Annotated in this window: 16 protein-coding genes and 1 rRNA gene; 10 read left to right on the forward strand and 7 right to left on the reverse strand. The window is 71.8% G+C overall.

The features are described from left to right. A 16S ribosomal RNA gene (locus ACWCP6_RS10335) occupies positions 1-84 on the reverse strand; the annotation flags it as partial. Positions 85-639: 555 nt separating this feature from the next. Here ACWCP6_RS10335 and ACWCP6_RS10340 point away from each other — a divergent pair. Both ACWCP6_RS10340 and ptsP read left to right on the forward strand, forming a co-directional pair. Next, on the forward strand, positions 640-1,089 hold the full coding sequence (locus tag ACWCP6_RS10340) for a PTS sugar transporter subunit IIA (RefSeq protein ID WP_450931955.1): 450 nt from the start codon (positions 640-642) through the stop codon (positions 1,087-1,089). Positions 1,090-1,162: 73 nt separating this feature from the next. Further along, the gene (gene ptsP, locus ACWCP6_RS10345; protein ID WP_450931956.1) at positions 1,163-2,833 is read left to right on the forward strand and encodes a phosphoenolpyruvate--protein phosphotransferase; all 1,671 of its coding nucleotides are present in this window, start codon (positions 1,163-1,165) and stop codon (positions 2,831-2,833) included. Between the two features lie 127 nt (positions 2,834-2,960). Here the strand turns inward: ptsP and ACWCP6_RS10350 are convergent, their stop codons facing one another. Next, positions 2,961-3,854: a hypothetical protein gene (locus ACWCP6_RS10350; RefSeq protein ID WP_450931957.1), complete on the reverse strand. Its 894-nt coding sequence runs from the start codon at positions 3,852-3,854 to the stop codon at positions 2,961-2,963. A 24-nt stretch (positions 3,855-3,878) separates the two neighbouring features. Then, a complete protein-coding gene (locus ACWCP6_RS10355) occupies positions 3,879-5,150 on the reverse strand; it encodes an MFS transporter (RefSeq protein ID WP_450931958.1) in 1,272 nt (423 codons plus the stop codon). A 45-nt stretch (positions 5,151-5,195) separates the two neighbouring features. Here ACWCP6_RS10355 and ACWCP6_RS10360 point away from each other — a divergent pair, with 45 nt between their 5' ends. Next, complete coding sequence (locus ACWCP6_RS10360) at positions 5,196-6,515, forward strand: aminotransferase class I/II-fold pyridoxal phosphate-dependent enzyme (RefSeq protein ID WP_450931959.1); 1,320 nt, start codon at positions 5,196-5,198, stop codon at positions 6,513-6,515. Here the strand turns inward: ACWCP6_RS10360 and ACWCP6_RS10365 are convergent, their stop codons facing one another. Further along, positions 6,516-8,483: an acetoacetate--CoA ligase gene (locus tag ACWCP6_RS10365; protein ID WP_450931960.1), complete on the reverse strand. Its 1,968-nt coding sequence runs from the start codon at positions 8,481-8,483 to the stop codon at positions 6,516-6,518. It lies immediately after the preceding gene. 212 nt (positions 8,484-8,695) lie between these two features. Here ACWCP6_RS10365 and ACWCP6_RS10370 point away from each other — a divergent pair, with 212 nt between their 5' ends. Then, positions 8,696-11,044, forward strand: coding sequence for a glycoside hydrolase family 31 protein (locus ACWCP6_RS10370; RefSeq protein ID WP_450931961.1), 2,349 nt, complete (start codon positions 8,696-8,698; stop codon positions 11,042-11,044). Positions 11,045-11,093: 49 nt separating this feature from the next. Here the strand turns inward: ACWCP6_RS10370 and ACWCP6_RS10375 are convergent, their stop codons facing one another. Then, on the reverse strand, positions 11,094-11,630 hold the full coding sequence (locus ACWCP6_RS10375) for an NUDIX domain-containing protein (RefSeq protein WP_450931962.1): 537 nt from the start codon (positions 11,628-11,630) through the stop codon (positions 11,094-11,096). 71 nt (positions 11,631-11,701) lie between these two features. Between ACWCP6_RS10375 and ACWCP6_RS10380 the strand changes: the two genes are divergently transcribed. The 6 genes from ACWCP6_RS10380 to glpK all read left to right on the forward strand — a co-directional run bounded on the left by ACWCP6_RS10380 (position 11,702) and on the right by glpK (position 18,864). Further along, complete coding sequence (locus ACWCP6_RS10380; RefSeq protein ID WP_450931963.1) at positions 11,702-12,508, forward strand: M15 family metallopeptidase; 807 nt, start codon at positions 11,702-11,704, stop codon at positions 12,506-12,508. Positions 12,509-12,797: 289 nt separating this feature from the next. Then, positions 12,798-13,244, forward strand: coding sequence for a Zn-ribbon domain-containing OB-fold protein (locus tag ACWCP6_RS10385; protein WP_450931964.1), 447 nt, complete (start codon positions 12,798-12,800; stop codon positions 13,242-13,244). Beyond that, positions 13,241-14,431 (forward strand): lipid-transfer protein, encoded by a 1,191-nt coding sequence (locus tag ACWCP6_RS10390; protein WP_450931965.1) that lies wholly within the window; start codon positions 13,241-13,243, stop codon positions 14,429-14,431. Before ACWCP6_RS10385 ends, ACWCP6_RS10390 begins: the two co-directional genes overlap by 4 nt. A 116-nt stretch (positions 14,432-14,547) precedes the next feature. Continuing rightward, a complete protein-coding gene (locus ACWCP6_RS10395; protein WP_450931966.1) occupies positions 14,548-16,173 on the forward strand; it encodes an EAL domain-containing protein in 1,626 nt (541 codons plus the stop codon). Between the two features lie 418 nt (positions 16,174-16,591). Further along, complete coding sequence (locus tag ACWCP6_RS10400) at positions 16,592-17,317, forward strand: MIP/aquaporin family protein (protein WP_450931967.1); 726 nt, start codon at positions 16,592-16,594, stop codon at positions 17,315-17,317. A 26-nt stretch (positions 17,318-17,343) separates the two neighbouring features. Beyond that, complete coding sequence (gene glpK, locus ACWCP6_RS10405; protein ID WP_450931968.1) at positions 17,344-18,864, forward strand: glycerol kinase GlpK; 1,521 nt, start codon at positions 17,344-17,346, stop codon at positions 18,862-18,864. 111 nt (positions 18,865-18,975) lie between these two features. Here glpK and ACWCP6_RS10410 read toward each other — a convergent pair whose 3' ends face one another. Beyond that, positions 18,976-19,581, reverse strand: coding sequence for a GTP-binding protein (locus ACWCP6_RS10410; RefSeq protein ID WP_450931969.1), 606 nt, complete (start codon positions 19,579-19,581; stop codon positions 18,976-18,978). Then, positions 19,562-23,185 carry a hydantoinase B/oxoprolinase family protein gene (locus tag ACWCP6_RS10415; RefSeq protein ID WP_450931970.1) on the reverse strand — a complete coding sequence of 1,208 codons (3,624 nt, stop codon included), beginning with the start codon at positions 23,183-23,185 and terminating at the stop codon, positions 19,562-19,564. Before ACWCP6_RS10415 ends, ACWCP6_RS10410 begins: the two co-directional genes overlap by 20 nt. Positions 23,186-23,187 lie beyond the last annotated feature (2 nt).

The following is a 23,187-nucleotide window of genomic DNA, read 5'->3' on the forward strand; positions in this document are numbered from 1 at the left end:
CCCCGAAGGGCTTCATCGTTCGACTTGCATGTGTTAAGCACGCCGCCAGCGTTCGTCCTGAGCCAGGATCAAACTCTCCGTGAATGTTTACCGGTTATCCGGTGCGCACACACGAGAGCGGTGCGAGAGGAGGAATGATCCTCTCGCACACAGCGTCCTCGCTGTGTATTTCAAAGGAACCTCGTCCCAGCCGATCGGCCGGAGACGGGGTATCAACATATCTGGCGTTGATTTTTGGCACGCTGTTGAGTTCTCAAGGAACGGACGCTTCCTTTGTACTCACCCCTCTCGGGCTTTCCTCCGGGCGCTTCCCTTCGGTGTTTCAAACTCTACCAGGTCTTTTTCCTCTTCCTGACCACCGTCTCTGCAGGCATGCAGAATCGGATCCGGAATTGGGGATCTGACCTTGATAGAGGCCGCTCGACCGCCGGGCGCAAGGCGCCGCTGGGCTCGGGCAGGAGTACGACTCTACAGCGGGCCTCGCGGCGGGCGCAAATCGGGAGGGCCGTGTCCGACCCGCTCCCACCAGGGCTCTCTCATGCGGAACGGCGACTTCATATGACTTACGCTGCTGAACAGTCCGCCGTCCAGGACAGGCAGTGACGGCGAGGAGGAAACTCCACCCCTTGGAGGTTTGCCATGACCACCGTGACGTCCCCGATCGCCGGACGCGCCATCGGACTCTCCGCAGTACCGGATCCGGTGTTCTCCGGCGCGATGGTGGGACCCGGTACGGCCATCGATCCCGTGCGTGAGCGCGCGGAGGCCGTGGCCCCCGTCGACGGCGTCGTCGTCTCTCTCCACCCCCACGCCTTCGTCGTCGTGGACCCCGAAGGTCACGGTGTACTGACGCATCTCGGCATCGACACCGTCCAGCTGAACGGCGAGGGCTTCGAGCTGCTCGTCAACAAGGGGGACACCGTTACACGCGGCCAGTCCGTCGTGCGCTGGGACCCTGCGGGCGTCGAGGCGGCGGGCAAGTCCCCGATCTGCCCGGTCGTCGCTCTCGAAGCCACCACCGACTCCCTCTCCGACCTGGTGGAGGGCGGCGACACGAAGGCCGGAGACGTTCTCTTCGGCTGGAACTGACGCCCCCGTCCTGAACAGCAGGCAGACGACCATCGCGGCGGCCCGGGCCGCCGCACTATCGGAGACGGGTGAGATGGAGACAACCCTGCGAGGCGTCGGCGTGAGCCACGGTGTGGCGATCGGCGAGGTCCGGCACATGGGGACGGCGGTGCTGGAGCCGCCGGCGAAGCAGATTCCCAAGGAAGAGGCGGAGCGCGAGCAGGGTCGTGCCCGCCAGGCCGTGGAAGCGGTGGCCGCCGACCTGATGGCGCGCGGCAATCTGGCGGGCGGCGAGGCCCAGGCCGTGCTCGAGGCACAGGCCCTGATGGCCCAGGACCCCGAGTTGATGGCGGACGTGGAGCGTCGCATCGCGGTCGGCAGCACGGCCGAGCGCGCCGTGTACGACGCGTTCGCGGCGTACCGGGCCCTGCTGGCCGGCGCCGGTGAGTATCTGGCCGGCCGGGTGGCCGACCTCGACGATGTGCGCAACCGCATCGTCGCCCGTCTGCTGGGGGTGCCGATGCCCGGTGTCCCGGACAGCGACGAGCCGTACGTTCTCATCGCCCGCGATCTCGCTCCGGCGGACACCGCGCTGCTCGACCCGACGTTGGTCCTCGGTTTCGTCACCGAGGAGGGCGGGCCGACCAGCCACAGCGCGATCCTGGCACGGGCGCTCGGCGTCCCGGCCGTGGTGGCGCTGCCCGGCGCCTGTGAGCTGGCCGAGGGCACGGTCATCGCGGTGGACGGCAGCACCGGCGAGATCTTCGTGAATCCGCGCGAGGAGAAGAAGGCGCAGCTGACGGCGGTCGCTGCCGAGCGCAAGGCGGCACTGGCAGCGGCGACGGGTCCGGGTGCCACGTCGGACGGGCACAAGGTGCCGCTGCTCGCCAACGTGGGCGGACCGGCGGACGTGCCGGCCGCGGTGGAGGCGGGCGCCGAGGGTGTCGGTCTGTTCCGTACCGAGTTCCTGTTCCTCGACGACAGCACCAAGGCGCCGTCCGAGGAGAAGCAGGTCCAGGCGTACCGCCAGGTGCTGGAGGCCTTTCCCGAGGGTCGCGTGGTCGTACGGGTGCTGGATGCAGGTGCGGACAAGCCGCTGGACTTCCTCACGCCGGCCGACGAGCCCAACCCCGCGCTGGGAGTGCGTGGTCTGCGGGCGCTGCTCGACCATCCGGACGTGCTGCGGACGCAGCTGACCGCGCTGGCGAGGGCCGCCGAGGGGCTGCCGGTGTACCTCGAGGTGATGGCGCCGATGGTCGCGGACCGTGCCGACGCCAAGGCATTCGCGGACACCTGCCGGGAGGCGGGGCTGCGGGCGAAGTTCGGGGCCATGGTGGAGATTCCGTCGGCCGCGCTTCGCGCCCGCTCGATCCTGCAGGAGGTCGAGTTCCTGTCCCTGGGCACGAACGACCTGGCGCAGTACACCTTCGCCGCGGACCGTCAGGTGGGCGCGGTGTCGCGTCTGCAGGACCCGTGGCAGCCGGCCCTGCTGGACCTGGTGGCGCTGTCCGCCGAGGCGGCGAAGGCCGAGGGCAAGAGCTGTGGCGTCTGCGGCGAGGCTGCGTCGGATCCGCTGCTCGCCTGTGTCCTCACCGGTCTGGGCGTCACCTCCCTGTCCATGGGGGCTGCGTCGATTCCGTATGTGCGGGCGACGCTGGCCAAGTACACGCTGGCGCAGTGCGAGCGTGCCGCGGCCGCGGCACGGGCGGCGGACTCGGCCGATGAGGCGCGCAGCGCGGCTCAGGCGGTGCTGTCCGGCGAGTAGGGCCGGCACGGCAGTGCACGCCGTTGTGTGAGGGGCGCTCCACCGTGAGGGTGGGGCGCCCCTCCTTCTCCTTTGCTTCCTCGATGCACGCGGCCACCCCGGCTGTCCGGGAAGGGGTGGCCGCGGCTCAGTGGTCGTGGCGTGCGGCGGGCGGCTCGGGGCCGAGGTCCGGTGGCGGGCCGTAGTCGACGCCCGGCTCGGGGGCGATGAGGTCGCCGGTGTCGACGTCGGTGCAGTAGGCGTCGAAGACCTCCGCTGCGGTGAGCGGCTGGAGGGTGTCCCCGCGCAGCCGCCATCCGCAGACGCGGTCGTCGGCGCCCTGGACACTGGTGCGCATCACGAGGCCCCCGGGGCTGCGGGTGGCGAGTCCGACGGCGAGGACGGTGGCGAATTCCAGGGCCTCCGTCTCGTCGAGCTGCGTGACGCGGCGGGCGTCGCTCTCCGCGGTCAGGGCTGCGGAGAGGCTTTCCGGGTGCGCGGACACATTGCACACGAGGTGGTGTGCGCCGGGGGCGGCCGTCTCCAGGATGCGGGCGAGCAGGTGGGATGCCCGGGTGAAGGCGGCGCGGCCGATGTCCTCGCCGCAGACGGCGCAGTCGCCGACGTCGGCGAGGAGCGTCGTGGCGTACTGCCATGTCGCCTGGCGGACCGCTTCGTCGACGAGGTCCGGGAGCAGGTGCGCGAGGGGCTGCCCTTCGTAGGGCAGGGTCGGGCCGACGGCCGCGAGTTCGGCGGTGTAGCGGGAGCGGCTGATGGGTGCGTCGGCGTCCAGGCCGGTGTGGGCGCAGTACTCCGCGTACTCCTCCGGGTCGAAGAGGGCGACGCTGGTGTGGCGGCCCTGCGCGGCGCGTGTCTTGAGCAGCGACTCGGCCTGCCGGAGGTAGACGGTGTGGTCGTCGAAGGTGAAGGTGCGGTAGCGCCGCATCGCGGTGAAGTCCTCCTCGTCGACCAGGAGGCCGATGGTTCCGGCGAGTTCGCGGTGCAGGACGTGCCGTTCGGTGCCGTGCTCGGTGCGCGCCATGGGTCCCCCTGTGTGAGCAGTCGATCAATGCTCACTCACAGTAACCACGGGCACTGACAACGTCGGCTCTCCGGGCCGGTCGCGGACGATGCGGTGCTGAACGATGCAGGTCAGGCCGATGACCGCACCGAAGGCCGTCCATCCGAGCGGTCCGGTTGCGATCGCGGCGGTGACCGCCAGTGGTCCCACGCTGCGCTGTGCGGACTGGGCGAGGCCATGGACGCCGAGGTAGGCGCCCTGTGCGTCCTCGGGGGCGAGGGCGAGGGAGAGTTCCCAGGAGACGGTGGCGTGGATCATCTCGGCGAGGGTGAAGACGGCGGAGGACGCGAGGAGGCAGACCACGGCGGTCGCGGCGCCGTCGGCGGCGGATGCGGCCATCGCGATGCCTCCGGCGGTGAATACAGCGGAGAGGGGCAGCAGCAGGCGGCGCGCCGCGGCCGTGGTGGCGCCGAGACGGGCGAGGGGCACCTGGAGGCCGACCACCATCAGGTTGTTGAGGACCAGGAGCAGGGGCACGAGGCCTTCGGGTGCGTCGGTGGCGTGCACGGCCCACAGGGGCAGGCCGACCTTGAACACGGCGTCGTCGAGGAAGAGAACGGTTTCGGTGGTGACGTACGCGAGGTAGGTGCGGTCACGCCAGGGGTTGGCGCGGACGGTCGGGGCTGCGGGTTCCCCGCCGCGGGCGACGGTGCGGGACGGGGAGGGCGGCTCTGCGCACCGGGCGGTGAGCAGGGCGACACCGAGGAAGGAGGCCGCGTCGCCGGCGAGGAGCCAGGGGTAGGAGCCGCTGCCGAGGCCGAGCGCCATGGCCGCGGCGAGGCCGCCGATGGACCAGCCGGCGTTGGCGACGGTGCGGTTGAAGGCCTGGTAGCGCACGCGGTCGGGTCCGGCGACCCGGCCGGCGTAGAGCTTGGTGAGGACGCTCGCGGAGCGGTCGGCAAGGCTTCCGACGGCCGACACGGCAAGGAGCAGGGAGTAGTCGGATGTGAAGAGCAGGGCGAGCGAGGCGAAGGCCCGCAGCAGTTGGAAGACGATGAGCAGCCGGGTCAGCGGGAGTCGGTCGGCCAGTCGGCCGCCCAGGGGTGAGCCGGCGATGCCGACGGCTCCGGAGACCGCGACGAGCGTGCCGATCTGAGGAACGGTCAGATGGGTGACGAAGGTGAAATAGAGGACGGAGACCGCTGCCCACAGACCACTGCCGGTTCTGTCGACGAGTGCGATCCACAGCATGCGCCGGCCGTCCGGCCCTCCCGGTATGCGTGCGGTCCAGGCGCTCACCCGGCGCGTCAGACTCACGGCTCCCCCTTGCCCGAAGTTATGTACTGATACATAATCAGCTCTGTGGCAACACAATATGCGATCACTGGGACGACGGCCAAGGGAATTGCCGCGTCCGTTGAACAGGCCGTTGCGGAAGGCACGTTGGCGCCGGGAGACGCGCTGCCTCCGGTGCGCAGGCTCGCGGACGACCTGGGGGTGAGCCCGGGGACGGTGGCGACCGCGTACACGGAGCTGCGGCGTCGCGGAATCGTCGTCACCCGGGGCCGCGGGGGCACGGTGGTCGCCGCAGCCCCCGCCGTGGCCTCGCGGCGCCCGCCCAAGGTCCCCGCAGGGCTGCGCGACCTGGCAGGCGGGCATCCCGATCCGGCGCTGCTGCCCGTTCTCCGGGCGCCGCGCTGGGACTCGACGGGTGCCCGCTCGCACCGGACCACTCCGCGGCTGCCCGGCCTGGAGGAGGCGGTCCGCGCGTGGCTGGCGCCGGACGGGGTGCCGGTCGGCCAGGTGACCTTCGCTCATGGCGCGCTCGACCTGATCGGGCGGCTGCTCTCGGTGGAGCTGCGGCCGGGTGACGCGGTGGCCATGGAGGACCCCGGATACCACCATCTGCTGGACCTGGTCACGGCATTGGGACTGCGCACGGTGCCGGTCGGCGTGGACGACGAGGGCATGCGGCCGGAGGCGCTGCGCTCGGCGGTGCGGGCCGGGGTGCGCGCCGTGGTCTGCAGTCCCCGCGCCCAGAACCCGTACGGCGGGTCCTTCTCGGCCGCGCGGCGGGACGCCCTCGTGGAGGTGCTGCGGCAGAGCCCCGAGGTGGTCGTCGTCGAGAACGACCACGCGGCGGCCGTCTCGGGAGTGCCCCTCAACACCCTGACGTCGGGCGGCCTTGCGCGCTGGGTGCATGTGCGGACCGTCAGCAAGCACCTGGGCACGGATCTGCGCTGGGCCGCGGCCGCGTGCGACGCGACGACGCTGGCCCGGCACGACGGGCGGCTTCTGCTCACCTCCGGCTGGGTCAGCCATCTGCTCCAGGAGGCGGTGCTGGCCCTGCTGACCGACGACCGGGCGCGCGTGCTGGTCGCCGGAGCCGGTGAGACCTACGCGGAGCGGCGCCGCTCGCTGATGGCCGAGCTGGCGCGACACGGGATCCCGGTGCACGGGTCGAGCGGGTTGAACGTGTGGGTTCCCGTCCGGGACGAGTCCGCGGTCGTCAACGGACTCCGGTCGCACGGCTGGTGGGTCGCCGCGGGTGCGCGGTTCCGGATCGCGGCCGGCCCCGGCGTCCGCATCACGACGGCCGGACTCGCGCCGTCCGATGCCGCGCGGCTGGCCTCGGACTTCGCCTCCGTGCTGGGCGAGTCCGAGGCCACCTACGGCGGCTGATCAGGCGCGCTTGCGGGCCAGTTCCTCGTAGTACCGCAGCAGGTCGAGGTTGTCGACGGAGCCCGGGTTGACCGCCTTCTCCAGGGGTGTGCCCTGGAGAAGGCGCTTGACCGGGACCTCGATGCGCTTGCCGGTGAGGGTGTGCGGAACGCCGGGCACCTCGATGACCTCGTCGGGGACGTGGCGCGGCGAGAGCTGTTCACGGATCGTCCGTGTGATGCGCGCACGCAGGTCGTCGTCGAGCGCGGCGCCGGGGGCGAGGTGGACGAACAGGGGCATCCAGTATCCGCCGTCGGGCTGTTCGACGCCGATGACCAGGGACTCGCGGATCTCGGGGAGCCGTTCCACGGCTTCGTAGATGTCGGCCGACCCCATGCGCACGCCCTGCCGGTTCAGCGTCGAGTCGGAGCGGCCGTGGATGACGACGGAGCCGCGCGAGGTGAGGGTGATCCAGTCCCCGTGGCGCCAGACGCCGGGATAGGTGTCGAAGTAGCTGTCGTGGTAGCGGCTGCCGTCGGGGTCGTTCCAGAAGCGGATCGGCATGGACGGCATGGGCCGGGTCACGACGAGTTCGCCGACCTCGTCGACGAGCGGCTCGCCCTGCGGGTCCCAGGACTGCAGATCGGTGCCGAGGCACGCCGCCTGCAGCTCCCCGATGTACACGGGCAGTGTCGGTACTGCTCCCGCGAAGCAGGAGCACACGTCGGTGCCGCCGCTGACGGAGGCGATCCACAGGTCGCCGCGGACCTCGTCGTGGAGCCAGCGGAAGCCGTCCGGCGGCAGCGGCGAGCCCGTCGTCGCGACGCAGTGGACACGGGACAGGTCGAAGTCGCGGGACGGGTGGACACCTGCCTTCCGGCAGGCCATGACGTACGCGGCGGACGTTCCGTACAGGGTGGTTCCGGTGCGTTCGGCGACGCGCCACTGGGCCCCCGTGTCGGGGTAGCCGGGGCTGCCGTCGTACAACACGATCGTGGTGCCCGTGAGAAGACCGGAGACGAGGAAGTTCCACATCATCCAGCCGGTGGACGTGTACCAGAAGAAGACGTCCTCGGGCCCGAGGTCGCAGTGCAGGCCGAGCTGCTTGTAGTGCTCCAGGAGGATGCCGCCCTGGGACTGCACGATGGCCTTGGGCAGGCCCGTGGTCCCGGACGAGTACAGCACCCACAGGGGGTGGTCGAAGGGGACCTCTTCGAAGAGGGGTTCCACGTCCGCCGAGGTCAGCGCGGACCACTCCAGGGCGCCGTCGGGCGCCTCGGTGCCCAGCAGCGGAATGTGGACCACCGCGCGGAGGGTGGGCAGTTCGCGGCGCAGCTCGGCGACCGTGTCCCGGCGGTCGTGTTCCTTGCCGCCGTAGCGGTACCCGTCGACGGTGAAGAGCACCACCGGCTCGACCTGCTGGAAGCGGTCCAGCACGCTGCGGGCACCGAAGTCGGGTGCGCAGGAGGTCCAGACGGCGCCGACCGCGGCGGCCGCGAGGAGGGCGACCACGGCCTCGGGGATGTTCGGCAGGTAGCCGCTGACGCGGTCGCCCGGACGTACGCCGAGCGCCCGCAGCGCCGCGGCGAGGGAGCCGACCTGGCGGCGCAGGTCGGCCCAGGTGACCGGGCGCGGCTCGTGGGTCTCGTCGACGTACAGGAGGGCCGGCATGTCGGGACGGGTCCCGGCGGTGCGCAGGGCGTGTTCCGCGTAGTTGAGCGTGGCCCCCGGGAACCACTCGGCGCCCGGCATGCTCCGGTCTCCGAGCACGCGCGTGGAGGGGCTCGCGAAGCGCACGTCGAACCACTCCGCGACGGCCTTCCAGAAGGCCTCGAGGTCCTCCACCGACCAGCGGTGCAGGGCCGCGTAGCCGCCGTCGGCGGGGGCTCCGTGGTGCTCGGCCGCCCAGGTCTGGAACCTCGTGACCTGTGCGCGGTCGACGAGCTCCTGATCGGGCTCCCAGAGCGGTGAGGGGTTCGCTTCGGACATCGGTCGGCTCCCGGACTGTGACGCGTCGTGTGCGTTCGTCGCGCACGAGCTGGGTGTGCGCGTACGCGGCTGACAGGGACGATGCCATGTGATCGACTGCGGCACCAGGGTGGGCCGCACATAGTCGTGGTGGTGAAGATGTGCTGCCACCACGGGTGAACGGCAGTTGAACGACGCACACGTGCATGCGGGACGGTGGCAGGGTGGGCGCCATGGACGGTCGTGACCTGGTGCGTTCGGTGAAGGCGGTGGGCGTGGTGGGCCCGGGGCAGGGACTGCGTGCGGTGCGGGCGGCGTGGCGCAGACGACGGGCGGACGCCGTGGGACTGCCCGCGCGCGGGGCCGAGCGGGCCCGGGTGCCGGGTGCCGTGACCGATGTGGAGCCGGGGCCCGGCGGTGGTGTCGTCCGGTTCGCCCGATCGGAGCTGCGCGTCACGGTGACGGCGGGCGGGGCGGTCTTCTGGGGATGGGACGGCGCCGGTCCCGAGCCCTCGTACGCGCTGGCGGGCAGCGCTCCGGAAGGGGACCCCCGAGCCGTCCTGGAGCCGGACAAGGACGGCGGCTGGCGCGTCGTGGCCGAGCGGGTCACCGTCGCCGTGTCCCGGCACGGTGCGGTCGAGGTGCGCACTCCGGGCGGCGTGGTGCTGCGGCGTGATCTGCCGCCACGCTGGTGGGAGCCGGTCGGCGGCGGTACGGCGAGGTGGCTGCAGCGCTCGGAGGTGGCGGCGGACGCCCGTTTCTTCGGACTCGGCGGCCGCGCTTCGGGGCCGCGGCTGCGCGACGGGACGTACCGTCTGTGGAACACCGATCCGGGGGGCTCCTTCGGTCCGGACGACGATCCGCTGTACATCACGATGCCGGTGCAGATGGTGGTGGCCGACGTGGGCACCCATCTGGCCTTCCACGACAGCACGTGGGACGGCAGCGTAACGCTGCGCGAAGGTGACGAGGGCGCGGGTTCCGGGCACGACCGGCCGGGTGTGAGCGAGCTGCGCATGGAGGGCGGTCCGCTGCGCTGCTGGGTCGTGGTGGGCACTCCCGCGCGTGTGCTGCACATGTGGGCACAGCTGACCGGGGCCGCGGCCGTGCCTCCCGCGTGGGCCCTGGGGCATCACCACGCGCGGTGGGGGTTCGGCAGCGAACAGGAGGTGCGCCGCATCGTGGCGGGCTACCAGGCGCGCGGTCTGCCCCTGGACGCCGTTCACCTCGACATCGACCACTACGACGCGCACCGGGTGTTCACGGTGGACCGCGAGCACTTCCCGCGGCTGTCCGTGCTGGCGAAGGAGCTGCGGGACGACGGGATCCGGCTGGTGTCGATCGTCGATCCCGCGGTGGGGGCCGAACCGGGCAACGCCGCCTTCGACGGCGGCTCGGCCGCCGACGTGTTCGTGAAGGACACGGCGGGGCGTCCGGTGCGCGGCCTGGTCTGGCCGGGCGAGTCGGTGTACCCGGACTTCACGGATCCCCGGGTGCGGGAGTGGTGGGGCGGGCTCTACGAGGAGCGGCTCGCCCAGGGGTTCGCCGGCTTCTGGCACGACATGAACGAGCCGGTGTCCTTCGCCGCCTTCGGCGAGCCGACCCTGCCGCGGTCGGCTCGGCACTGTCTGGAGGGCCGTGGCGGGGACCACCGGGAGGCGCACAACGTCTACGGGCTGTCGATGGCACGGGCCGGCTACGAGGGGCTGCGCCGGCTGGAGCCGCAGGAGCGGCCCTTCCTGTTCTCGCGCTCCGGTTGGGCGGGCCTGCAGCGTTACGGAGGGACGTGGTCCGGGGACGTGGCCACCGGGTGGCCGGGGCTGCGGGCGTCGCTGTCCCTGGTGCTGGGGCTCGGGCTGTGCGGGGTGCCGTACTCGGGTCCCGACATCGGCGGGTTCGACGGGAGCCCGTCACCGGAGCTCTATCTGAGGTGGTTCCAGCTGGGGTCGTATCTGCCGCTGTTCCGTACGCATGCGGCGATGCGGGCGGGACGCCGGGAACCCTGGGAGTTCGGTGACGAGGTGCTGGAGCACGCGCGGGCCGCGCTCGTGGAGCGACGGCGGCTGCTGCCCTATTTCATGACGCTGGCCCACCTGTCGCGACGTACCGGGGCGCCGTATGTGCGCCCGCTGTGGTGGGGCAGCACGGAGGACCGGACGCTGCGCGACTGCGAGGACGCCTTCCTGCTCGGGGACTCGCTCCTGGTGGCCCCGGTGCTGGAGAGCGGGACGCACCGTCGCGCGGTGCGGCTGCCGCGGGGGCACTGGTACGACAGCGTGACCGAGGAGGTCCACGAGGGCCCCGGCCAGGTCCTGCTGGACGCCCCCCTCGCGCGCGTCCCGGTGCTCGTGCGGGCGGGCGCCGTGCTGCCGGTGCGCGGCGCCGACGGCGGCCCGGAGCTGGAGGCATGGGCGCCGGCCCTGGGGCGTACCGGCGGAGGCCTGCTGGTCCGGGACACCGGTGACGGCTGGGAGGAGCCGGAGATCGAGCGGTTCACGGCACGCCGGGAGGGCGACCGTGTCGTGGTGCGCCGGCAGGGCGGGGGCGAAGCGGAGTACCCCGTACGGGTGCGCGGCCTCTGACGGGCCGGGGAGTCGGACACCGGGCGCTGCGGGGCCCGCGCGGGTCGGGTCAGACGTAGCGTCCGGCGAACCACGCCCGGGCCGCCGCCGTGTGCAGCGGGAAGGCGAGTTCTCCGGGCCTGCGCAGAAGCTGCCAGCCGCCGGTCTCGTCCGTCGGCACCGAGGGGGGCAGGTCCTGGGCCGGGCGCTCCGGTAGCAGGCCGAACAGGAGCAGAAACCCGTCGGGTGCGCTCATGGCGTCGGCGAGGCGGACGTCCCGGCGCGACGCCTCGATGCCGGTCTCCTCCTTCAGTTCGCGGACGACCGCGTGCCGCCAGTCCTCGCGGTGGTCGACGAACCCCCCGGGCAGGGCGATGCCCCCGCGCGCGGGGGCGATGGTCCGGGTGACGACGACCAGCGCGGTGCCCCTGCCGTCGTACACGGGCTGGAGGGCGACCGCGACCGGAAGCGGATTGCGGTAGGCGACGGTCCCGCAGGCGGCACAGGTGCGCGGCCAGCCGGACACGGCGGCCCCGTACGGTGCCCCGCAGCTCGAACAGTGCGAGTCCGGCACGGGGGTGACGGTGGAGTGCTGGGATGCGGACACGCGGCGGACTGTATCCGAACACGCCGCGGGCGTCTTCCGCGGAGGCCCCCGGACTGATAGATGCAGGGCGCATGACACGAACATTCCTGAAGTTCCCCGTCATCGCGGCCGCTCTGGCGGCCGTCGCCGTCCCCGCAGCGTCGACGCCCGCGTCGGCCCGTCCCGAGCCCAGGGCGCCGAAGGAGTTCGTGGCGCTCGGCGACGTAGACCCGACGATCGTCCAGGAGATGCGCTATGCGACCCCGCACGACTTCGTGGGTGCGCCGATCGACGGCTACCGGAAGCCGATGTGCATCCTGACCGCGCCCGCGGCGAAGGCGCTCCACAAGGCGCAGCAGAGGCTCCGGGCCGAGGGCTACTCGCTGAAGGTGTACGACTGTTACCGGCCGCAGCGGGCCGTGGACCACTTCGTGCGCTGGGCGAAGGACCTCGACGACCAGCGGATGAAGGCGGAGTTCTATCCGCGCGTCGACAAGACCCGGCTGTTCGCCGACGGTTACATCGCCGAGAAGTCGGGCCACAGCCGTGGTTCCACGGTGGACCTGACGGTCGTGAAGCGGCCCGCGGTACCGACCCGTCCGTATGTTCCCGGGGAGCCGCTGGTGCCGTGCTTCGCCCCGAGGGAGCAGCGCTTCCCGGACAACTCCCTGGACATGGGCACCGGCTTCGACTGCTTCGACACCCTCGCGCACACCGACGACCCCCGTATCACCGGGCAGCAGCGGACGAACCGCGATCTGTTGCGGAACGCGCTGAGTGCGGAGGGCTTCGTCAACCTGCCGGAGGAATGGTGGCACTACACGTTCCGGCCGGAGCCCTTCCCGGACACCTATTTCGACTTCCCCGTCGAACGGCGCTCCCTGACGGGAAGGCACTGATCCGCGGCTGGGTGAGGGCGCCGGAACCACCCCCGTCGGCCCCGGCGCCCTCACAGGTATTCGGACGCACCGCGGGCATCCCCGGTTCTCGTCCTGCGCGACATGTTCATGCCGTATGGATCGCCCCCGCCCCCGGCGCCGCGGGGAAGGCCCGCGCAGGCCTTCCCCGCTCCGCGCGCGACGCACCGGCACCCTGCCTGCGCCGAACGGAGGGAGTGCCCCTGCCGAAATCGGACGGCCCGTGGCAGACTTCTGACGTCTCGTCAGATAGTGGCTCCGGGGAGGAACCGTGTCGCACACGCAGACGCCGGTCGTGGACGGCTGGTTCAGGGGGGACGGCGATGCCTTCCGGCTGCTGGGCACGCGATGCGCACAGTGCGGCTCGGTCTTCTTCCCGCGCGCGGAGACCTTCTGCCGCAACCCTTCCTGCCACGGCGAGGACCTGGTGGAGGTGCCGCTGTCCCGGCACGGCCGGATCTGGTCGTACACGGACGGCCGCTACCGGCCGCCCGAGCCCTATGTCTCGGACCGGGAACTCGACTGGCAGCCCCGGGCGTTGATCGCTGCGGAGCTTCTGGCCGAGCGGATGGTGGTACTGGGCCAGGCGCCTCCCGGGGTCACCGTCGACGACCTGGCGGTGGGCATGGAGGTCGTGGCCGTCCCCGGCGTGCTCCACGAGGACGCGGAGACGACCTGGACGACCTGGTACTGGCGGCCGACGGGGGTGACGGCATGACCGGCGACGTGGCGGTGCTCGGAGCGGGCATGCACCCCTGGGGCAAGTGGGGGCGCAGCTTCGTGGAGTACGGCACGGCGGCGGCGCGTGCGGCGCTCGCCGACGCCGGGATCGACTGGCGCGACGTCGACTCGGTCGTCGGCGCCGACACGGTGCGCGGCGGCTACCCGGGATACGTGGCGGGGGCGACGTTCGCGAAGGCGCTGGGCTGGCAGGGGGCCCGTGTGGCGAGCGTGTACGCGGCGTGCGCCTCGGGCGCCCAGGCCCTCAACACCGCGCGTGCCCAGATCCTTTCGGGGCTGGCGGACGTGGTGCTGGTGGTCGGCGCGGACGCGGCGCCGAAGGGGTTCTTCCGGCCGGCCGGCGGGGACCGGCCGGACGACCCGGACTGGCTGCGCTTCCGGGTGCTCGGGGCGACGAACCCGACGTACTTCGGTCTGTACGCGCGCCGCAGGATGGCCGTGCACGGCGACACGACGGAGGACTTCGCACAGGTCAAGGTGAAGAACTCCGCCGTGGGGGCGCTCAATCCGTACGCCCGCTATCGCAAGCCGGTGACCGTCGAGGAGGTCGCAGCCTCCGCCGTGGTCGCCGATCCGCTGCGGCTGCTCGAGATCTGCGCGACCTCCGACGGCGCCGCCGCCCTCGTCCTCAGCGGCATGGAGTACGCGCGGCGGCACGGCGCAGTGGACCCGGTGCGCATACGGGCCGTGTCCACGGTGACGCCCCGGTACCCGAACACGGTGCTGGATCTGCCGGACATCGCGACGGATTCGGCAGTCTCGGTGCACCCCGCTCCGGAGACGTTCCGTGCGTCCATCGCACGCGCTGCATACGAAGAGGCGGGCGTCGGCCCCGAGGACCTGTCGCTCGCCGAGGTGTACGACCTGTCCACGGCACTGGAGTTGCAGTGGTACGAGGACCTGGGGCTGTGCGGCGAGGGCGAGGCGGCGAAACTGCTGCGGGAGGGCGCGACCGCCCCCGGCGGACGCATACCGGTGAACGCCAGCGGCGGACTCGCCTCCTTCGGGGAGGCGGTCCCCGCGCAGGCCATCGCCCAGGTGTGCGAGCTGACATGGCAGCTGCGGGGGACGGCGGGTGACCGTCAGATCCCCGGAGCACGCGTGGGGATCACGGCGAACCAGGGCCTGTTCGGGCACGGTTCCTCCGTGATCGCACTGCGCTGACGGGCTCGGCCGCCGCTCCGACCAGGGCCCTCCCACCCTGCGTGATGGCTCGGAACGCTGCGTGAACAGCTCGTGAACTGGCCCAACGCCCACGGCGAGGACGCCATCATGCTCCCGTGCTCTCCTGGCAGGACGCTCTCCGCTTCGCCTTCCAGCCGGTCGTCAACCTGACCACCGGAGCGGTGACGGCGCTGGAGATACTCGCGCGCCCGGAGGCCGGCGACATCCTGGCGCAGGCGCGCCGCGACCCGGAGCTCGACGGGCGTCTCGCCGCGCTCGCGATCGGCGCCGCCGCCCGCAAGGAAGCTCTGTTGCCGCTGCACGTGAACGTGTTCGCGGCGACCGTCGCCGATCTGGGCGGGCTCGGTGCGCTGCGGGAGGCCGTGCACGATGCGGGCCGCAGGCCCTGGGAAGTGACGGTCGATCTCGGGCCCCCGTTCACACATGTGCCGCAGCGGGCGCTGCTCGATGCCGTCGAGGCAGTACGGAGCGAGGGCTTCCGGATCTGCGCGGACGGTGTCGGGGACGGAGACGCGCCCCTGCGCCTGCTCGTCGACCTCGCGCCCGACATGGTCAAGCTCGACGCGTCGCTGCTGCGGCGCACCGCCGCGGTCCGCGCCATGCGCATGCTGTGCGACGAGCTCGGCGCGCTGCTGGCCGTGGAGGGCGTGGAGACCGAGTCCCAGTGCGCCGCCGCGCACGCCGCGGGTGCACAGTTGGCGCAGGGCGACCTGCTCGCACCGCCCTCGCGACTGCCCACGACGGAGGTGTACGTTCCGCCGCTCTGCCCCGCGCCCCAGGGCCCGCCGGCGACCGGGCCCGCGGTACGGGAGTTCCTGCGGCCCGCCGCGGTGCTGGCGGCCACGGCCTCCGCCGGGCAGGTGCGGGCACTGCTCACCGGATCGCCCGACGTCTCCGGGGTACTGCTGGTCGACGTGCACGGCGTGCCCGTGCGCTCCGTGCACCGCGACCGCTTCCTGCTGTCCCTCTCGGGCCGCTACGGGCACGCGCTCTACGCCGACCGCCCGGCCGCCCGCCTCGGTGACGAGCCCCGCACCGTCGGCATCGACGCGACCGCGTGGGAGGTCCTGGACGTGGTGGCGGACGGCGAGCACAGCCGGACCGCGGACGACGTCGCGGTCGTGGACCGGCTCGGCCGCTGCATCGGCGTGGTGCGGCTGGCCGATCTCGTACGAGCCCTGGCCGAGAACCGGGTGGAGGAGGCGGCCGGACTCAATCCGCTGACCCGGCTGCCCGGTTCGGACGCGATCACCGGCGAGGTGGACCGGCGGATCGCGGACGGCCGGACGTTCGCGCTGAGCTGGCTGGACGTCGACGGATTCAAGCAGGTGAACGACAGCGCCGGTTTTGCGGCGGGCGACGAGCTGATCCGAGCGGTGGGCAGAACACTGCAGCGGGCGGCGGGCGGGGGCACCCGGGTGGGCCATATCGGCGGCGACGACTTCCTGGTGCTCGCCGAGCCGGGCGGAGTCGACCCGGTGGCGTCCGCGGTGCTCGACGCCCCGTGGTCGGCGGGCGGTCGTCCCGTCACGCTGTCGCTCGCGACCGTGCTGTGTGCACCCGGCACCGTCGCCGACCACCGCCAGGCCGCCGCATGTCTGGCGCCGCTGAAGCAGGCCGCCAAGTCGCTGCAGGGGGCGAGTTGGGTACTGGGCCGGGCCGGGCTGCCCGGCCACGAGGTGCGTCGCGGGGCGGGCGCCGCCGCGGCAGGGGCGCGCTGACGGACGCGGGACGCCCCCTGGGGCCAGGGGGCGTCCCGCCGATCGGGCCGGACGCGCGGGCCCTGGCCGAACCGGTACCGGAGGCTCCGCCGCCGGGCAAACGTTGTCGTCCGCGACCTTGACGCTCCCACACCGCCGGTGAACACTTCCGGGTGTCAGTCGGCATCGCCGCACTCCGGCACAGCGCGCCACGCAGGGCCCTGCCCGGCCATCAGGCTCCCTGCCGGGCTCAAGGAACAGGGCCGTCCCCCCACGGGCGATCAGGGCGATTCGGCTGCCACGGCACACACGTCACGGACGCCGGGCGGGGCGCGGGACTCCCCTGCCTCCGGCCGAAGTTGCCAGTACCAGCCATGGGAAACGCACCCTGCACGGAGGACCGGGGCGCACCGCCCCGGGCGAGGGCCTAGGAGCCGCCATGAGCAACGGAGACATATTCCTCGGTGAGGTCATCGGCACCGGGATCCTGATCCTGTTCGGCGCCGGCGTCTGCGCCGCCGTCACACTCAAACACTCGAAGGCCAAGGCCGCCGGGTGGGTCGTCATCGCATTCGGATGGGGTTTCGGCGTGCTGGCCGGCGCCTACACCGCCGCTCCGCTCTCGGGTGGTCAGCTCAACCCGGCCGTCACGATCGGCATCGCCGTCGACACCGGCAAGTGGGACAAGGTCTGGGTGTATCTGCTCGGTCAGATGGTGGGCGCGATGCTCGGCGCCGTACTGGCGTACCTCGTGTATTTCGCGCAGTTCCAGGCCAACGCCGACGACGACGCGCGGACCCCCACGCTCGGCGTCTTCTCCACGATCCCCGAGATCAGGAACCCGGTGGCGAACCTCCTCACCGAGGTCATCGCGACGATCTCCCTGGTGCTGCCCATCCTCGCCTTCGGGCTCACCAAGGGCCTGGGCGAGTCCGGAACCACCGTGCTGATCGTCTCCCTGCTGGTCGTCGGGATCGGCCTGTCGCTGGGCGGGCCCACCGGATACGCCATCAACCCGGCCCGTGACCTCGGTCCGCGCATCGTGCACACGTTCCTTCCGATCCCCCACAAAGGCACGTCCGACTGGAGCTACGCCTGGATCCCGGTCGTCGGGCCGCTGATCGGCGGGGCTCTCGCGGGGGTCATCTACAACGCAGCGTTCTGACCGCAGCATCCGACGAAGGGGTAGTTATGCCCGGCAACTCCGCGCAGTATGTCGCCGCCATCGACCAGGGCACCACCTCCAGCCGCTGCATCATCTTCGACCGGAACGGCGCGATCGTCGCCGTCGACCAGCGGGAACACCGCCAGATCTTCCCCAGGCCCGGCTGGGTCGAGCACGACGCCACCGAGATCTGGTCCAAGGTGCAGGCCGTGGTCGCCGGGGCGATCGCCAAGGCCGGTCTGCGCGCGGACCAGGTGAGCGCGCTGGGCATCACCAACCAGCGCGAGACGACGGTCCTGTGGGACCGCGCCACCGGCAAGCCCGTGCACAACGCGATCGTGTGGCAGGACACACGGACCGCCCCGCTCTGCAACGAACTGGGCGGCTCCGACGGGCAGGACCGTTTCCGCGACCAGACCGGGCTGCCACTGGCGAGCTACTTCTCCGGCCCCAAGGCCGCATGGCTGCTCGACAACGTGCCCGGGCTGCGGGCCCGCGCCGAGCGCGGCGACATCGCCTTCGGCACCATCGACTCGTGGCTGATCTGGAACCTCACCGGCGGCACGGACGGCGGGGTCCACGTCACGGACGTGACCAACGCGAGCCGGACCATGCTGATGAACCTGGAGACCCTCCAGTGGGACACGTCGATCCTGTCGGCGATGAACGTGCCGGAGGCGGTGCTGCCGGAGATCCGGTCCTCGGCCGAGGTGTACGGAACGGCGGTCGGTCAGCTCGCGGGCGTCCCGGTCGCCTCCGCGCTGGGCGACCAGCAGGCGGCCATCTTCGGCCAGGCCTGCTACGACACCGGCACCGCCAAGAACACCTACGGCACCGGCAGCTTCCTGCTGCTCAACACCGGCAGCCGGCCCGTGCCCTCGAAGAACGGCCTGCTCACCACCATGGGGTACAAGATCGGCGGCGAGGCACCCGTCTACTGCCTCGAGGGGTCGATCGCTATCACCGGAGCACTGGTGCAGTGGTTCCGCGATCAGCTCGGCATCATCCGCAGCGCCGATGAGATCGAACCGCTGGCGGCGAGCGTCGACGACAACGGCGGCGCGTACATCGTGCCGGCGTTCTCCGGTCTGTTCGCGCCGTACTGGCGCTCGGACGCGCGCGGCGTCGTCACGGGTCTGACCCGGTACGTCACCAAGGCGCATCTGGCCCGTGCGGTGCTGGAGGCCACGAGCTGGCAGACCCGCGAGGTCGTCGACGCCATGTACCAGGACTCCGGGGTGCAGATCACCACCCTGAAGGTGGACGGCGGCATGACCAGGAACAACCTTCTGATGCAGCACCAGGCGGATGTCCTCGGAGTACCCGTGATCCGACCCCGGGTGTCCGAGACGACATGCCTGGGCGCCGCCTACGCGGCCGGTCTCGCCACGGGCGTGTGGAACGGCCTGGACGAGCTGAAGGCGCACTGGCAGAAGGACGCCGAATGGGTCCCGGCCATGGAACCGCAGGTGCGTGACAGGGAGTACCGCAACTGGCGCAAGGCCGTGGAGAAGAGCTTCGGCTGGCAGGAGGAGGGTACGGGCTGACGCCCCGCATCGGCGAAGCGTGCGGGCGTCCTGCGAGGCCGCCCGCGCGCGGGAGTGCGGCCCGTGTCCCGGTCGCCCGGTCCGGGCCGCATGTGCGCGTACGGGGCTACGTCAGGTGGCGGCCGGCTCGCGGGCGGCCGCGCCGAGCGTCATCGCGTGCTCCACGACCTTGATGAGGACTTCCTTGACGGACTGCCGGTCGCGCGCGTCGCACAGCACCACCGGGACCTCGGCATCCAGGTCCAGTGCGCGGCGCACCGAATCGGCCGGGTAGCGCGAGGCTCCCTCGAAACAGTTGACGCCGACCACGAAGGGTATGGAGCGGCGCTCGAAGTAGTCCACGGCCGCGAAGCAGTCCTCCAGACGGCGCGTGTCGGCCAGCACGACCGCTCCGAGCGCGCCCGTGGCGAGCTCGTCCCACAGGAACCAGAAGCGGTCCTGACCGGGCGTGCCGAAGAGGTACAGCACCAGATCCTCCCTGAGGGTGATCCGGCCGAAGTCCATCGCCACCGTGGTGGTGTGTTTGCCCTCGACGCCGCTGGTGTCGTCGACCGGGCGGCCCGCCTCGCTGAGCTGCTCCTCCGTGCGCAGCGGTCTGATCTCGCTGACCGCGCCGACGAGGGTCGTCTTGCCCACGCCGAATCCGCCGGCCACGAGGATCTTGAGCGTGACGGGCTCGACGGGAGCCGTGGCGCGCTCAGAACGCCCCAGGATCATCGGTCTCTTCTCCTGCCTCGGTGTGCTCGTGCGCCGGTGGACCGTATCCGCCGCCGCCGGGGGTTTCGATGACCAGTACGTCGCCGGGGCCGACCTCCGCTGTGTCGCTGCCCCGCAGTCGCAGGACCGTGCCGTCGGCGCGCTCGACGCGGTTGGCGCCGAGTGCGCCCGGCTCGCCTCCCGCCATACCGTACGGGGGCACCCGGCGGTGCTGGGAGAGTGTGGACACGGTCATGGCCTCACGGAACCGGATGCGGCGCACCGCCCCGTCGCCTCCGCGCCGGCGCCCGGCGCCGCCGCTCCCCCGCCGCACCGCGAACTCCTCCAGCAGCACGGGCAGCCGCCACTCCAGGACCTCGGGGTCGGTGAGCCTCGAGTTCGTCATATGGGTCTGGACGACGGACGCGCCGTCGAACCCGTCGCCGGCGCCGGAGCCCGAGGCGACGGTCTCGTAGTACTGGTGCCGTTCGTTGCCGAAGGTGACGTTGTTCATGGTGCCGGAGCCCTCGGCCTGCACGCCCAGGGCCGCGTACAGGGCACCCGTGATCGACTGTGAGGTCTCCACATTGCCGGCGACGACCGCGGCGGGCGGTTCGGGGGCGAGCATGGAACCGGGCGGCACGACGATGTCCAGTGGGCGCAGACAGCCGTCGTTGAGGGGGATGTCGTCGGCGACGAGGGTCCTGAACACATACAGGACGGCGGCGTTGACCACGGAGGAGGGCGCGTTGAAGTTGGTGGCGAGCTGGGGCGACGTACCGGTGAAGTCGATGGTGGCGCGGCGGCCGGGGCGGTCCGCGGTGACGCGGACACGGATGACGGCCCCTGCGTCGGTCTCGTAGGCGTAGTGGCCGTCGTCGAGGGTGTCGACGACGCGGCGCACCGCCTCCTCGGCGTTGTCCTGGACGTGCTTCATATAGGCCTGGACCACGTCGAGACCGAAGTCGTCGATCATACGGGCGACTTCGTCGACGCCCTTCTGATTGGCGGCGATCTGGGCGCGCAGGTCGGCGAGGTTGGTGCGGGGGCTGCGCGAGGGATGGGGAGCGTCGGAGAGCAGCCGCAGGGTCTCGTCCTCGCGGAGGCGGCCGCCCTCGGCGAGGAGCCAGTTGTCGAAGAGGATGCCCTCCTCGTCGATGGTGCGGCTGTGCGCGGGCATGGAGCCGGGCTGGATGCCGCCGATCTCGGCGTGGTGGCCGCGGGAGGCGACGTGGAAGAGGACCCGCTCCCCCGCCGCGTCGAACACGGGTGTGACGACGGTGACGTCGGGCAGGTGGGTGCCGCCGTGGTACGGGTCGTTGACGGCATAGGCGTCGCCGGGGCGCATGGCAGTCCCGCGGCGCCGGATGACCTCCTTGACGCTGGTGCCCATCGATCCGAGGTGGACCGGGATGTGGGGGGCGTTGGCGACGAGGTTGCCCTCGGGGTCGAAGAGGGCGCAGGAGAAGTCGAGCCGCTCCTTGATGTTCACGGACTGGGCCGTGGACTCCAGGCGGGCGCCCATCTGTTCGGCGATGGACATGAAGAGGTTGTTGAAGACCTCGAGGAGCACGGGGTCGGCTTCCGTCCCGGCCGCGGAACCCTCCGGCGCCGCCACCCGTTCCATGACCAGATGGCCGTCGGGGTTCACGGCGGCCTGCCAGCCGTCGTCGACGACCGTGGTGGCGCCGGCCTCGGTGATGATCGCGGGGCCGGTGACGGTCTCGCCCGGGGGCAGTTCCTCGCGGTGGTGCAGGGGTACGTCGCGCCAGGAGCCGCCGGTGTGGAGGCGGGCACTGCGTGCGGGGGCGGGGGTGGTGGAGTGCTCGGCGAGTGCGGACAGATCGGGGGGATCGGTGAGTCCGGTGGCTTCGACGGAGAGGGCTTCGACGACGACGGGCCTGTCGAGGGTGAAGGAGTAGGTGGCGCGATGGCGGTCCTCGAAGGTGCGGATCATCGCGGCCGGTTCGGCGAGTTCGACGGTGAGGGCCGTGTCGGTGCCGTCGTAGCGGAGCTGGGCGCGGCGGGTGACGCGGATACGGTCGACGGGGACGTCCTCGGCGAGGAGTTCCTCGCGGGCGGCGCTCTCCAGGTCCTCCGCGGTCTTGAGGACGTGGGGCATGGCGGAGGGCTCGAGGGCGGCCTCGACGGACTGTTCGCGCATGGCGGTCGTGTCGGCGAGGCCGATGCCGAGAGCGGAGAGCACGCCGGCCATGGGCGGCACGAGCACGGTACGGATGCCGAGCGAGTCGGCGACCTGGCAGGCGTGCTGTCCGCCGGCGCCGCCAAAGGTGGTGAGGGCGTAGCGGGTGACGTCGTGGCCCTGCTGCACGGAGATCCGCTTGACCGCGTTGGCGATGTTGGCCACGGCGATCCGCAGATAACCCTCGGCGACCTGCTCAGGGCTGCGGTCGTCGCCGGTGTGCTCGCGGATCTCCTCGGCGAGGGCGGTGAACCGTTCGCGGACGAGCGCGTCGTCGATCGGCTGGTCTCCGTCGGGGCCGAAGACCCGCGGGAAGTGGGCGGGTTGGATGCGGCCGAGGGCGACATTGGCGTCGGTGACCGTGAGCGGGCCGCCGCCCCGGTAGCAGGCGGGTCCGGGGTCGGCTCCCGCGGAGTCGGGGCCGACGCGGTAGCGGCTGCCGTCGAAGTGCAGGACGGATCCGCCGCCCGCGGCGACGGTGTGGATGTCCAGCATCGGTGCCCGCAGCCGGACTCCGGCGATCTGCGTGGTGAAGACCCGCTCGTACGCGCCGGCGAAGTGGGAGACGTCCGTGGAGGTGCCGCCCATGTCGAAGCCGATGACCCGGTCGAATCCGGCGAGCTGCGACATCCGGGCCATGCCGACGATGCCGCCGGCCGGGCCGGACAGGACAGCGTCCTTGCCGCGGAACTGTCCGGCTTCGGCGAGGCCACCGTTGGACTGCATGAACATCAGCCGGACACCGGACAGTTCGTCGGCGATGTGCCGTACATACCGGCGCAGCACGGGTGACAGATAGGCGTCGACGACGGCGGTGTCGCCGCGGGGCACCAGTTTCATCAGCGGACTGACCTCGCTGGAGAGCGAGATCTGCGGGAAGCCGATGCGCGCGGCGAGTTCACCGACGGCACGTTCGTGCCCGGGGTGCAGATGGCTGTGCATGCAGACGACGGCGACGGCGCGGATCCCGTCCTCGTACGCCTGCCGCAGCGGCGCGGCGAGGGCCTCCAGGTCGGGGCCGCGCAGTACCTCGCCGTCGGCGGTGACGCGCTCGTCGACCTCGATGACCCGCTCGTACAGCAGCTCGGGCAGGACGATCTCGCGGGCGAAGATCCGGGGACGGTTCTGGTAGGCGATGCGCAGGGCGTCGCGGAAGCCGCGCGTGATCACGAGGAGGGTGCGTTCGCCCTTGCGTTCCAGGAGGGCGTTGGTGGCGACGGTGGTGCCCATCCGGACGGCGTCGATCCGGGCGGTGTCCGCGGAGTCACCGAGGAGCGCACGGATGCCGGCGACGGCGGCGTCGCGGTACCGGGCGGGATGGTCGGAGAGGAGCTTGTGGGTGAGCAGACCGCCGTCGGGGCGGCGCGCGACGATATCGGTGAAGGTGCCGCCTCGGTCGACCCAGAATTGCCAGCCTGTCACGT

Source organism: Streptomyces sp. NPDC002004 (assembly GCF_053593975.1).